The sequence below is a fragment of the Desemzia sp. FAM 23990 genome, from assembly GCF_045528485.1.
Classification (GTDB): domain Bacteria; phylum Bacillota; class Bacilli; order Lactobacillales; family Carnobacteriaceae; genus Desemzia.
The window spans coordinates 39965-52836 of record NZ_JBGQQW010000006.1 but is presented as its reverse complement, the minus strand read 5'-3'; the positions used below and the strand labels follow the sequence as shown (position 1 = coordinate 52836).

The window sequence follows — 12872 nt, the reverse complement described above, 5'->3', positions numbered from 1 at the left end:
AATGAGATGAAAGTTACGAGTTCTTTGAACCACTTTGAAGCTGTAAAACAATTTTCTCAAAAACACCAAGAACCAGAGTGGATGTTGGAATTAAGATTAGAAGCTTATGATCAGATTGACCAACTGGAGCTTCCGGTTATTGAGAGGGCTCATTATGAACGTTGGCCGCTAATGGAAGTACCGGCAAGTACATTTGAAGACGACGAATCTTTTTCAGGTATTGTTTTATCTGAAGACAGCGCGCAACGTGTGGTGCAATTCGGGAAGAATACAGTAGAAGAAACTTTGCCGCAAAAATTGATCGATCAAGGCGTAATCTTCACGGATTTGTTCACAGCTGTTAAAGAACATGGGGATTTAGTCAAAGAAGTCTATATGCAGTTAGCCGTCAAGTTCAATGAAGACAAATTGACAGCTTTCCACACAGCGTTTATGAACAGTGGACTTTTTCTATATGTTCCTAAAAACGTCATTGTGGAAGAACCATTTGAGGCTGTCTTTGTTCAAAACAGCCAACTGCAAGAATTATTTGCCAAACACATCTTGATTTATGCAGACGAGAACAGTGAATTCACGTATGTAGAGCGTTTCGAAACGATTGGTGAGGAAAAGGCTGCTGCTTCGATTATTGCGGAAGTAATCACCAAATCAGGGGCCAAAGCGAAGTATTCAGCAGTGGATCAGCTTGGAGAAAACACGGTCTCGTACTTTAACCGCAGAGGGCATTTATTGCAAGACTCAAGATTGGAGTGGGCGATAGGGGTGATGAACGGCGGAAATGTGATCGCAGATTTTGATACTGATCTGATGGGAGAAGGTTCCCACAGTGAGATCAAAGTGGTAGCCATCAGCATGCATCAGCAGGTTCAAGCGATCGACACTCGAGTCACCAATTTTGGTCGTCATAGTGTAGGGCATATTTTACAACATGGCGTTATCAAAGACCGCGCTACGCTGACTTTTAACGGAATCGGACACATCATTAAAGGCGCAAAAGGGGCTGATGCTCAACAAGAAAGTCGAGTGTTGATGCTGTCGGATAAAGCCCGTGGCGATGCTAATCCCATTTTATTGATTGATGAAAATGATGTAACGGCAGGTCATGCGGCCAGTGTTGGTAGGGTAGATCCAGAAGAAATGTACTATTTGATGAGTCGCGGGATTCCAAAAGCTGAAGCAGAACGATTGGTGATCCGTGGTTTCTTAGGTTCGGTGATTGCAGCCATTCCATTGAAGAGCATTCGTGAGGATTTGGTCAGTACCATTGAAGGGAAGCTGTTGTAATGAAGTTGAACAGTCACCAGTTAAAAAAAGATTTCCCGATACTAAAACAACAAATCAATGATGAACCGTTAGTTTACCTAGACAATGCAGCGACTACACAAAAGCCTGTTGTTGTATTGAATGCTTTGCAAACTTATTACGAAACCTCCAATGCTAATGTACATCGCGGTGTTCATACATTAGCGGAACAAGCCACTGCTCAATATGAAGCCGTGAGAGAAAAAGTGCGTGAATTTATCCATGCTGAGGAAACAGCGGAGATTATTTTTACTCGCGGCACGACCACCTCATTGAACTGGGTTGCCAGAAGTTATGGAGAAGCCAATGTTTCTAAAGGAGACGAGATCGTGTTGTCTTATATGGAACATCATTCCAACTTGATTCCATGGCAACAACTGGCCAAGAAAACAGGAGCGGTGTTGAAATTCATTCCGCTATTGAATTCTGGAGAAGTGGATATGTCAGCAGCGGAAGAGTTGATTGGAGAGCAAACTAAAATTGTTGCTATCAGCCATTGTTCTAATGTGCTGGGGAGTATCAATCCTATAGCAGAATTGGCGGAACTGATTCACAAAACTGGTGCCGTTTTAGTAGTGGATGGCGCTCAGGCCGTGCCGCACATGCCGGTAGATGTTCAAGCATTAGGTGCCGACTTTTACGCATTTAGCGGACACAAGATGTTGGGACCGACTGGTATAGGCATCTTATACGGAAAAAGACACTTATTAGAACAAATGGAACCTGTTGAATTTGGCGGGGAAATGATCGAACTGGTGGAAGAGGAGGACAGTACTTGGAAAGAACTGCCTTGGAAGTTTGAAGCGGGAACCCCTAATGTTGCAGGCGTGATTGGACTGGGAGCAGCTATCGATTACTTATCCATAATTGGGATGGAAAATATACACGCTATGGAGCAAGGGCTGATTGCTTATTTATGGCCGCAACTGGAGAAAATAGATGGTGTGACCGTGTATGGCCCAACAGATCCATCTGTTCGCACAGGAGTGGTGGCCTTCAATTTAGAGGGCATCCATCCGCACGATGTCGCTACCGCTTTAGATATGGAAGGGATAGCGGTTCGGGCTGGGACTCATTGCGCTCAACCGTTGATGCGTCAATTGAACGTGCATTCTACTGTTCGAGCGAGTTTTTATGTGTACAATACCACAGAAGATGTGGACAAATTTGTGGAAGCTATTCAAGCAGTAAAGGAGTTTTTCCAACATGGCATTATCTAAATTAGACCAGCTTTATCGACAAGTGATCCTTGATCATTCTCAATACCCGCATCACGAGGGGGGATTGGCAGAATCGACCCATCAAATTGAACTGACTAATCCAACTTGTGGAGATGTGATTCAATTGCATTTGAGAATCGAAGATAACCTGATTAAAGACATTCGTTTTTCTGGACACGGTTGTACCATCAGTCGTGCCAGTGCAAGTATGATGACGGATGTGATGATAGGGAAAACAGCAAAGGAAGCCTTTGAACTGACCCATCTGTTTTCAGAATTGGTCCAAGGCAAAGAAGTTTCTAAAGTAGAGGCTTTAGGCGATGCAGCGCTGTTGAATGGTGTAGCGAAATTTCCTGCGCGGATCAAATGTGCCACCTTATCGTGGAAAGCACTGGAAAAAGCACTGGCTGCTGCGGAACAGGACCAGAATTAAAGGAGGCAAAAATGAATGATATCTGAATTACAATTTGAAGATTACAAATTTGGTTTCCATGATGATGTGGAGTCAGTTTATTCTACGGGAAAAGGTGTTTCAGAATCTGTGGTGAGGGAAATTTCTGCCCGCAAACAAGAGCCGCACTGGATGTTGGATTATCGATTGAAAGCCTACCAGCACTTTTTGAGTCGACCCATGCCTGAATGGGGAGCAGATTTATCTGAGATTCATTTTGATGAAATCACGTATTACCGCAAACCCAGTGATAAACCCGAGCGCAGTTGGGATGATGTGCCGGAGAAAATCAAGGAAACCTTTGAAAGAATCGGTATTCCGGAAGCCGAACGTAAATATCTGGCTGGAGCGGGAGCACAATATGAATCCGAAGTGGTTTACCACAACATGAAAGAAGAATATGAAAAACTAGGAATCGTTTTTTTAGACACCGATACAGCTTTGAAAGAATACCCTGAAATTTTTAAAGAACATTTTGGAACTGTCGTACCGCTAACCGATAACAAGCTGGCTGCACTGAATTCAGCCGTCTGGTCTGGCGGAACCTTCATTTATGTCCCGAAAGGCGTCCGCATTGATGTTCCTTTGCAAATGTATTTTCGGATCAATGATGAAGGCATGGGTCAATTTGAACGGACATTGATCGTGGTGGATGAAGGAGCTAGTGTACATTATGTCGAAGGCTGTACAGCACCAACTTTTTCGTCCAGCAGTCTGCACGCTGCAATTGTAGAGATCATCGTCAAGAAAGACGCCTATTGTCGCTATACGACGATCCAAAATTGGTCGGACAATGTGTATAACTTGGTGACGAAACGGGCGACAGCTGCTGAAGGAGCCACGATGGAATGGATCGATGGCAATCTTGGGGCGCGTACAACTATGAAGTACCCGAGCATCTTGTTGAATGGTCGAGGGGCAACGGGAACGATGCTGTCTATTGCGATGGCAGGAAAAGGTCAGAACCAAGATACCGGAGCTAAAATGATTCACAACGCACCCAATACATCTAGTTCTATAATTTCAAAGTCTATTGCTAAAGACGGCGGAGAAGTCAATTATCGCGGACAAGTGACCTTTGGAAAAAATTCTGGTGGATCCATCTCACATATCGAATGCGATACGATTATCATGGATGATTTATCGAAATCTGATACGATTCCTTTCAATGAAATTCACAATGGGAACGTTTCGTTGGAGCATGAAGCGAAAGTATCCAAAATCTCTGAAGAACAACTGTATTATTTGATGAGTCGCGGATTGACGGAGCAGCAAGCGACTGAAATGATTATTATGGGATTTGTAGAGCCATTTTCGAAGGAGTTACCGATGGAATACGCGGTGGAATTGAACCGGCTAATTGCTTATGAGATGGAAGGGTCAGTGGGATAACGAATTCTAAGAGCATTAACATAGTACAACATCAATTTTTTGAATATTTTTTACTGAAGCGAGCCAGACTAATTGCTCTTGCTAAATCAAAAGGTGATAAATTTTTAATAGGTGAAAGATGGAATTCACACTCATTTTTTTAGTAGGAGAATCAGGGAATGGCGATTAATTTTATCAGAGATAGAGGGTAAGACTTAAAAACCTGAAAATAATTAGTGTACAAATGCTATAGAGAATACTAATAAGTATTCACGTTGTATTTACTTTTTGCATTTGGTATTATATAAGCAAAGGAATAGAAAGGTGCTGACAGAGGATGAAGACTAGAAAACAAGGTAATGCAATTGTTTTAACGGTGCCGACTAAATTTAATATTAAACCTGATCAAGAATATGTAGCTGTAAAAGGAGAATTGGGAAGTATCACATATATCCCTAAAATAGAAAATATATTTGAAAATGCACAAAAAAAAGGTGTTGACTTGCGTTTTGAGGATGCATTCGAGGAAGATAGACATTTAATTGGAAGAGAAGAAATATAAGATGGTCTATTCTATCGAAGGTTATACCCCAAAACAAGGAGATATTATTTGGTTAAATTTTAATCCAAGTGCTGGTAGAGAAATACAAAAGAAACGGCCGGCGTTAGTCATTAGTTCGAATGCCTACAATGGTAGTACAGGATTTATACTGGTTTGTCCAATTAGTACTTCAAAAAAAGAAAGACCTGGTTTTGTTCCATTGACTCAGGAACATTCCATTCGTGGGAAAGTCAATGCTATGCAAATCAAAGGATTTGATTTCTTAGCCAAAGAAAGAGAAGTACGGTTTGTAGAGAAGGCAACTGCAACTGAAGTAGGGATGGTTGCTCAAATTGTAGGACATATCTTTAGTTTCGATAGTTTACTGAGCGAATAAAAAAATAATACAGTGAGACGACAGACCCTCTATAAGAACCACCACCAGACAAATACCTCAGTATGATGCTGGACTAAACAAATAAAAAAATCTAAAGACCATCAAGGATTAGAGTAAATCTAATTTTTGAGGGTCTTTTTTCTAGGACAAGATACGGAGTTGAGTTTAAGCTACAGGCTATTAATGAATAGTTAAATATTTCTGATCTACAAAGAGTCAACAACGAAATAGGCTAGTTCTAATAAAGGTAAAATTTAATCAGTTATGAAGAACTGGAGGCAAGAGTAAATAGTTTAATCAAATAGGGATTATCCTGTTTGATTAAAAGGAACATTAGCTGACGGGAGCATTTTTGAATCACCCATTTATTCTAGTTAATCAATTGAATAATAAATAGGGTATTAATCAACTAATTACCTTTATTGTTCAGCATATGTTATTTATTCAGTAAAAACAGATTTTTCATGATTTTTAATCGTTAAAAATAAAATATTTAATTGAAACACGAATATTAATCGTTATTTTTTGAACTTTATTTGCTAAAACGGTTGTCCATTACTTTTTTTACGGTTATACTGACTTGTGTAGAAATACGAACATTAACCATTATCGAAAAGGATACAAGGTTTTTTTGAAATTTTGTATCTTTTCATTTTTTGAGGAGGATTTATCTTATGTCGAAAAAAATCCCGTATCTGATATTAGCACCGGGATTCATTTTGTTGGTTTTCTTTTTGTTGATACCACTAGTATCCATTATTTGGCCAACTTTTTATAATGGAGCATTGTCGTTTGATTCATACATTTCTTTTTTTAAAGATACATATAATGTAGGGATTTTCATTCGTACCATTCGGGTTTCTGTAGTTGTGACGATCCTCTGTATCATTCTTGGGGTTCCTACTGCTTACTTTATAGCCGGAACTTCTACAAAATGGCGAGGATTGTTAATGGCACTTACTTTATTTCCAATGTTGACCAATTCGGTTATTCGAAGTTTTGCATGGATCAATTTACTAGGACAAAACGGGGTAATCAATAAGTTGCTCACAACTATAGGTGTCATTTCTGAGCCTTTGACTTTATTGTATACAGAGTTTTCCATTATTATTGGATCCATTTATTTATTTTTGCCTATTTTGATTATCACATTAGTAGGTGTGATGGAAAATATCAATCCAGAAATCATGGAAGCGGCAGAAACTCTAGGAGCGAGTCGCATAAAAGCGTTCCTCAAAGTTGTTTTACCGTTAAGCATTCCAGGAATCATCGTAGGAAGTATTCTGGTATTTACTGGCACATTGACAGCTTATACCACTCCTCAGCTACTTGGAGGCAACCGTAATATGATGCTGTCAACGTTTCTGTATCAAAATGCTATGACTTTAGGGAATTGGGAAGATGCCAGTGTCATTGCATTGATCATGATTGTGACTACTTTGGTCGTTATGAAAGGTTTTAACTTGATTGCTAATAGAATCGACAAGCGAGGTGAACAGGATGCGTAAACAAAGAGGGTTGTCGATATTCGCCGGAGCTGTATTTGCTTTCTTGTTTATTCCTTTAATCATTATCACGATAACAGCTTTTGGAGAAAATGCGACCATTCAATTTCCCATTAGTGGATTTACATTTCAATGGTTTACAGCTGTTTTTGAAAATCAGTCTTTTATGGACAGCTTTTTATTGAGTTTAGAGGTTTCGTTACTGGCAACTTTGTTGGCGTTGATTATTGGTATTCCTGCTGCATATGCTTTAACTAGGCATGGTGTGAAAGGGAAAAGCTGGATCAAAAGTTTTTTCTTATCCCCAACGATTATTCCAGGTGTCGTAGTAGGATATTCGCTGTTTCAATTTATCGTTATTCGTTTGCAAATTCCTCTATTCCAGGGCTTACTGTTAGGGCATTTTTTAATCAGTCTGCCTTACATTATTCGTGTAGTAGGTTCGAGTTTAGAACAATTGGATTTTTCGATCGAAGAAGTGGCTTGGACTTTAGGAAGTACTAAGATCAAAGCGTTTGTCAGTATTGTATTGCCAAATATTTCTTCCAGTATATTTGCTTCTTTTATGCTGGCCTTTATCAATTCGTTTAACAATATTCCTGTGTCGCAATTTTTATCTGGTCCTGGTATTTCAACATTGCCGACCACTTTAATGAATTACATTGAATACAATTATGATCCAGTAGTTTCTGCATTGTCTGTGCTTTTAATGCTGGGAACGATCACTTTGATGTTTTTAATTGAAAAAACGCTTGGGCTAGCAAAAGTAGTCTAGTCAGTCAATCGAAGAAGAAAGATTTTCTCGCTTTATCAGTCGATTGGTTAAATATCCTTAAGGAGGACATGTGCTGTTATGTCATTTGTTGACTTAGAAAATATCCGTGTGAGTTATGACGGGAAAAATAATATCTTGAAAGAACTGAATCTATCTATGGAAAAAGGGGAACTGATCTCATTATTAGGACCATCGGGTTGTGGCAAAACAACCACTTTACGGGTTATTGCAGGTCTGATTGAGCCGAATGATGGCACCTTTACTGTAGGGGAGACTGATTTGACAAAAGTTCCTGTCCACAAACGTAACTTTGGGATGGTTTTCCAAAGCTATGCATTGTTTCCGCATTTAACTGTGAAAGAAAATATGGGTTTTGGATTGAAACTGAGAAAAGAAAAAAAAGAAGTCATCGAGAGAAAAGTGCAAGCAATTTTGGAAGCTACTGATTTATCTGATTATGCTGAGCGTTATCCTAAACAACTGTCTGGAGGGCAACGTCAGCGTGTGGCTCTTGCTCGGGCTTTAGTGATTGAACCACAATTATTATTGTTGGATGAACCTTTAAGCAATTTGGATGCTAAGTTACGCATCAGCATGCGGATTGAGATCAAACGGATCCAACGTAGTTTAGGGATAACGACAGTCTTTGTGACGCATGATCAAGAAGAATGTTTTTCGATTTCAGACAAAGTAGCGGTTATGAATAATGGAGTCATTGAACAATACGATTCTCCGGAAGAAATTTATAAGAAACCTAAAACAGAGTTCGTGGCTCGTTTTATTGGATTTGAAAATTTCTTTCAGTTGACCAAACAAGGCACACATTCCTATGTGACTTCAGATGGAACACTAATTGAAACAGAGCACACAGCAGATAGACAACAAGCCACCGGAACGATTCGCCCAGATGATATTTTACTTGCTGCACAGGATCAGGAGCTGCCGTCGAATGGTTTAGCCGGTACAATCAGAGTCCGTACGTTTTTAGGGAAAAGTTATCAATACGAAATAGAAACTGCTATTGGGAAATTGTTAGTCAATGATGTACAGGTACCTGGCTACCAAGTCGGAGAGAACGTTTTTGTGGTTATTCCAAAAGAAAAATTGATTTTAGTTTAGCCAATTATAAAAGGGGGATTTTTGAGTCATGAAAAAGAAAGTTGTTTTAGCAAGTTTAACGGTGATGAGTGGGTTGGTATTAGCGGCATGTGGACAAGAAGCAAGTGGAGAGAATAAAGAACTAGTTATATCCACATTTGGCTTAAGTGAAGATATTATGCAAGAAGATATTTTTGCACCATTTGAAGAAGAACACGGTGTGGATATTGTAGTAGAGACAGGCACGAGCTCTGAACGGTACACTAAATTTGAAAATAACCCTAACTCAACGGTGGATATTATTGACTTGCCGCAATCAAATTCCTCTCAAGGAGCGACAGCAGGATTATTTGAAGAAATCGATACAGAAAAAATCCCGAATTTAGCTGAATTGATCGATAGTGCAAAAGAATTGAGTGAAAATGGGTCTGGAGCAGCGTATACCGTGAACAGTATTGGTATCATTTATGATGAAGAAGCTGCTGGTATGAAAATTGATGAATTCTCTGATTTATGGGATCCATCACTTCAAGGGAAAATCTCTATTCCAGATATTGCTACGACTTTTGGACCTTCGATGATGTATGTAGCTAGTGATTATAAAGGAGTAGACATTACAACGGATAACGGAGAAGCAGCTTTTGCAGCGTTGGAAGAACTTTCTCCTAATATCGTCAAAACATACACTAAGTCTTCAGATCTGGCGAATATGTTCCAATCAGGTGAAATCGTTGCGGCAGTTGTGGGAGATTTTGCGATTCCAATGATTTCAGAAGCTCATCCAGTGGTGCAATATATTGTTCCGGCTTCTGGAACGTATGCTAATTTTAATACCGTAAACATCAATGCAAATTCAGAAAACAAAGAAATGGCTTATCATTTTGTGAATTGGAGACTAAGCGAAGAATTGCAAACCATCACAGCAGCGTCATTAAACGAAGCTCCAACAAATAAACAAGTTGAACTAAGCGGAGAAGTAGCTGAAAACAAAACCTATGGAGAGATTGCAGAGTTAACTAAACCAGTAGATTTCGAATTTGTGAATCCACAAATGGATGATTGGATCAGCACATGGAATAGAACACTAAACCAATAAATTAAAGCTTAGAAAATTTAAAAAATAACCTCTTTTCAGTTAGAGGTTATTTTTTATGTAAGAACCAGCAGAGAGGTGAGTGGCATGAAAATAGATACACTTATAACAAATGTACAAGTATTCAATAGTTTTTTAAAAATATTTGAGTGGAAAGATGTTGCGATTCTTAACGGTAAATTCTTTTCAATTGGAATAAATAAATCGATGGAGCTGCAGCCTGAAGCTACGATTGATGCGAAGGGGAGATACATGATTCCAGGGTTGATCGATATCCACATGCATATTGAAAGTTCCATGATTCCTCCTTCTATTTTTTCAAAAGCGGGTCTGTCTCATGGAGTAACCACAGTCGTGGCTGATGCTCATGAAATCGTAAATGTATTTGGTGTAGAAGGAATGGATGCCTTTATGAATGAAGAAACAGAAATGGATATTTTTTATGCGATTCCTTCTTCTGTTCCGTCAACGATTCCGGAAATAGAAACAACAGGTGGTTTCATAGGAGTAGAAGAGGTTCAGCGGTTATTAAACCATCCTAAAGTGATTGCTCTTGGAGAAGCGATGAATTTTGATGGCATTGTGAATGATCCAGATTCTTTGATCCGTCAAATTTTGCATACCGTACAAGAAAAGAAACCGTTTATGCCTATTGAAGGGCATGTGCCGCTAGTCTCTGGACTAGATTTGGCTAAGTTTATGTACCAAGGGATAACAGCGGATCACACACAGCAAACGCCAGAATCTATTTACGAGAAAGTCAGCAGTGGGATGTTCATTGAGTTGCAGAAAAAGTCGCTAACCAAAGAAAATATGCAGGCCATAGTAAAAAATCAATTTTATGAATATTGTGCCATTGTGACAGACGATATTATGGCAGATGATTTGCTGAAGGGGCATTTAAATGAAAATGTTCGCTTGGCGATTGATGCAGGTATTCCCGTTGAACAAGCTATTTACATGAGTACCTATACACCAGCGAGAAGGATGGGATTTCAAGATCGAGGGGCGATCGTTTCCGGTTTTAAAGCCGATTTTATTTTGCTGGAAGATCTAGCTGGAATAGAAATTTCATCAGTGTATAATGCAGGGGAATTAGTGCATACAAATGGGGATGAGATAGGCTACCCCGAAACTAAGACGGTTTTCCCTAGTGCCTTTTATTCTTCTGTTCATTGTAAAAAAGCTGAGAGAAGCGACTTTCAGATTGGTGCTGAAGGAAAATCTGCTCTTTGTAATGTGATTCGCATTGCTGAAGTCGGTACCTTTACTGAATGTGTCCAAAGAGAAATACCGATAAAAGACGGTTACCTAGATTGGGAATCAAGTGGTTTAGCATTAATTGTAGTGATGGAGCGTTATGGAAAGACTGGAAACAAAGCGTATGGATTAGTCGAAAATGCACTGACCAAAAAAGGAGCAGTGGGAACAACTTGGTCACACGATCACCACAACTTAATGGTGATGGGAACATCGATTGAAGATTTAGTAGTGGCACAAAATAAATTGATTGAGATTCAAGGGGGCTATTTGACCGTTCGAAACAAACAAGTAGCCAGTTGTTGTCCTCTGTTGATTGGTGGCATTATCAGCGATGCACCAATCCAAGTTATTGGTCAGCAGTTAGGAGAGGTCAGACAAGGAATGATTGATTTAGGTTACCGAAACTCTAATGAGATTATGTCTTTTTCGACGTTATCTTTACCTGTTTCTCCAGCCATAAAAATTACGGATAAAGGGATGTTTGATGTGCGAACTCAACGCCCAATTCCATTAATGGAGGTAATTAGATGAAGACGTTGATTAAAAATAGTCATATCTTAACGATGGATGCAAAATTCACTGAATATTCTGATGGTTACTTAATTATAAAAGATACTAAAATTATAGAAATTGGTCCGTATAATCAGTTTTTACAATCAGAAAGTAACTTTGATGAAGTGATTGACGCTCGTCAAGCAATCATGATTCCTGGAATGGTAAATACGCATACTCATATCGGGATGATTCCTTTTCGCTCATTAGGAGATGATTATCCTGATCGATTGCGTCGTTTTTTATTTCCATTAGAAATTGCTTGTATGACCGAACAGTTGGCATATCACAGTGGGAAATATGCTATTGCTGAAATGCAGATGGCTGGTATTACTACTTTTACAGATATGTATTATTTTGAAGATACTCTAGCACAAGCTACGGATGAAATGAAATCCCGAGCCATTTTAGGAGAAACGGTTGTGGACTTTCCAACTTGTGATGCACCAACAGCTCATGGCGGGATTGAGTACGCCAAAAAGTTTATTCCAAAATGGCTCGACCATGAATTGATTACCCCAGCGATTGCACCGCATGCGCCAAACACTAATGACCCAAAAGCTTTAAAAGCAGCTGCTGAACTAGCAGAGGAGTATGGAGTACCCATGACCATGCACGTAGCAGAAATGAATTATGAAATGGACCATTTTAGAGAAAAGTATAATGCTACACCAGTAGAGTTCTTACAATCTCTTGGTGTTCTCAGTCCTCGTTTTATCGCGGCTCATTGCATTCATTTGTCTGACCAAGATTTGCAGATATTGAAGCAAGAAGGTGTGAGTGTGGCACATTGCATTGGAGCCAACACCAAGTCTGCTAAAGGGGTGGCTCGAGTAAAAGACATGTTGGAATTGGGAATTCCTGTAGGACTAGGCACAGACGGGCCAAGCAGCGGCAACACACTAGATTTGTTTACGCAAATGAAATTAGTGGCTAATTTTCATAAGACAACCTTACAGGATAGAACAGCTTTTCCAGCTAAAGATATTGTGGCGATGGCTACTATTGAAGGAGCAAAAGTATTGAATATGTCCAATGAGATCGGCTCTTTGGAGGTGGGGAAAAGGGCTGATGTAGTCTTAGTTGAAACAACTTCAGTAAACATGTTTCCTATCTTTGACCCTTATGCAGATTTGGTTTATTCTGCGAATGCATCAAATGTACAAGATGTCTTTATCAATGGGACAGCATTGGTTCGAAATAAGCAGCTTGTTTATCATGAATTAACGGTTTTGCGTTCAAATCTAGCCTCTGAAATGGTGTACTTTTCAAAAAAAGCGAAAGAGTTAGCTTAAAAAATCATG

Annotated in this window: 12 protein-coding genes; all 12 read left to right on the top strand. The window is 39.4% G+C overall.

Annotation, left to right across the window (positions count from 1 at the left end):
* Window positions 1-6 precede the first annotated feature (6 nt).
* The 12 genes from sufD (at window position 7) to ACEN4I_RS03600 (ending at window position 12863) form a co-directional block, all read left to right on the top strand.
* Window positions 7-1284 (top strand): Fe-S cluster assembly protein SufD, encoded by a 1278-nt coding sequence (gene sufD, locus ACEN4I_RS03655; RefSeq protein WP_407102166.1) that lies wholly within the window; start codon window positions 7-9, stop codon window positions 1282-1284.
* A complete protein-coding gene (locus tag ACEN4I_RS03650) occupies window positions 1284-2522 on the top strand; it encodes a cysteine desulfurase (protein ID WP_407102165.1) in 1239 nt (412 codons plus the stop codon). The genes sufD and ACEN4I_RS03650 overlap by 1 nt, the downstream gene beginning before the upstream one ends.
* Window positions 2509-2955 carry a Fe-S cluster assembly sulfur transfer protein SufU gene (gene sufU / locus ACEN4I_RS03645; protein WP_407102164.1) on the top strand — a complete coding sequence of 149 codons (447 nt, stop codon included), beginning with the start codon at window positions 2509-2511 and terminating at the stop codon, window positions 2953-2955. The genes ACEN4I_RS03650 and sufU overlap by 14 nt, the downstream gene beginning before the upstream one ends.
* Window positions 2956-2970: 15 nt before the next feature.
* Window positions 2971-4365 (top strand): Fe-S cluster assembly protein SufB, encoded by a 1395-nt coding sequence (sufB, locus tag ACEN4I_RS03640; protein ID WP_407096879.1) that lies wholly within the window; start codon window positions 2971-2973, stop codon window positions 4363-4365.
* A gap of 316 nt (window positions 4366-4681) precedes the next feature.
* Window positions 4682-4906, top strand: a complete 225-nt coding sequence (gene mazE / locus ACEN4I_RS03635) for a type II toxin-antitoxin system PemI/MazE family antitoxin (protein WP_407096878.1) — start codon at window positions 4682-4684, stop codon at window positions 4904-4906.
* Entirely contained in the window at window positions 4887-5282 is a 396-nt protein-coding gene (locus ACEN4I_RS03630; RefSeq protein ID WP_407096877.1) for a type II toxin-antitoxin system PemK/MazF family toxin, read from the top strand. The genes mazE and ACEN4I_RS03630 overlap by 20 nt, the downstream gene beginning before the upstream one ends.
* Before the next feature lie 674 nt (window positions 5283-5956).
* A complete protein-coding gene (locus ACEN4I_RS03625; RefSeq protein ID WP_407102163.1) occupies window positions 5957-6790 on the top strand; it encodes an ABC transporter permease in 834 nt (277 codons plus the stop codon).
* Window positions 6783-7562 (top strand): ABC transporter permease, encoded by a 780-nt coding sequence (locus ACEN4I_RS03620; protein ID WP_407102162.1) that lies wholly within the window; start codon window positions 6783-6785, stop codon window positions 7560-7562. Before ACEN4I_RS03625 ends, ACEN4I_RS03620 begins: the two co-directional genes overlap by 8 nt.
* 78 nt (window positions 7563-7640) lie before the next feature.
* Window positions 7641-8681 (top strand): ABC transporter ATP-binding protein, encoded by a 1041-nt coding sequence (locus ACEN4I_RS03615; protein ID WP_407102161.1) that lies wholly within the window; start codon window positions 7641-7643, stop codon window positions 8679-8681.
* Between the two features lie 28 nt (window positions 8682-8709).
* Window positions 8710-9756: an ABC transporter substrate-binding protein gene (locus tag ACEN4I_RS03610; RefSeq protein ID WP_407102160.1), complete on the top strand. Its 1047-nt coding sequence runs from the start codon at window positions 8710-8712 to the stop codon at window positions 9754-9756.
* An 84-nt stretch (window positions 9757-9840) separates the two neighbouring features.
* A complete protein-coding gene (locus ACEN4I_RS03605) occupies window positions 9841-11547 on the top strand; it encodes an adenine deaminase C-terminal domain-containing protein (RefSeq protein ID WP_407102158.1) in 1707 nt (568 codons plus the stop codon).
* On the top strand, window positions 11544-12863 hold the full coding sequence (locus tag ACEN4I_RS03600) for an amidohydrolase (protein WP_407102156.1): 1320 nt from the start codon (window positions 11544-11546) through the stop codon (window positions 12861-12863). The genes ACEN4I_RS03605 and ACEN4I_RS03600 overlap by 4 nt, the downstream gene beginning before the upstream one ends.
* Window positions 12864-12872: the final 9 nt, after the last annotated feature.

Bases quoted from the DNA above. Each gene is read 5' to 3' on its own strand.
- ACEN4I_RS03615 (WP_407102161.1), top strand. From the start codon at position 7,641: ATGTCATTTGTTGACTTAGAAAATATCCGTGTGAGTTATGACGGGAAA.
- ACEN4I_RS03620 (WP_407102162.1), top strand. From the start codon at position 6,783: ATGCGTAAACAAAGAGGGTTGTCGATATTCGCCGGAGCTGTATTTGCT.
- ACEN4I_RS03625 (WP_407102163.1), top strand. From the start codon at position 5,957: ATGTCGAAAAAAATCCCGTATCTGATATTAGCACCGGGATTCATTTTG.
- ACEN4I_RS03650 (WP_407102165.1), top strand. From the start codon at position 1,284: ATGAAGTTGAACAGTCACCAGTTAAAAAAAGATTTCCCGATACTAAAA.
- ACEN4I_RS03605 (WP_407102158.1), top strand. From the start codon at position 9,841: ATGAAAATAGATACACTTATAACAAATGTACAAGTATTCAATAGTTTT.
- mazE (WP_407096878.1), top strand. From the start codon at position 4,682: ATGAAGACTAGAAAACAAGGTAATGCAATTGTTTTAACGGTGCCGACT.
- sufD (WP_407102166.1), top strand. From the start codon at position 7: ATGAAAGTTACGAGTTCTTTGAACCACTTTGAAGCTGTAAAACAATTT.
- ACEN4I_RS03610 (WP_407102160.1), top strand. From the start codon at position 8,710: ATGAAAAAGAAAGTTGTTTTAGCAAGTTTAACGGTGATGAGTGGGTTG.
- ACEN4I_RS03600 (WP_407102156.1), top strand. From the start codon at position 11,544: ATGAAGACGTTGATTAAAAATAGTCATATCTTAACGATGGATGCAAAA.
- sufU (WP_407102164.1), top strand. From the start codon at position 2,509: ATGGCATTATCTAAATTAGACCAGCTTTATCGACAAGTGATCCTTGAT.
- sufB (WP_407096879.1), top strand. From the start codon at position 2,971: ATGATATCTGAATTACAATTTGAAGATTACAAATTTGGTTTCCATGAT.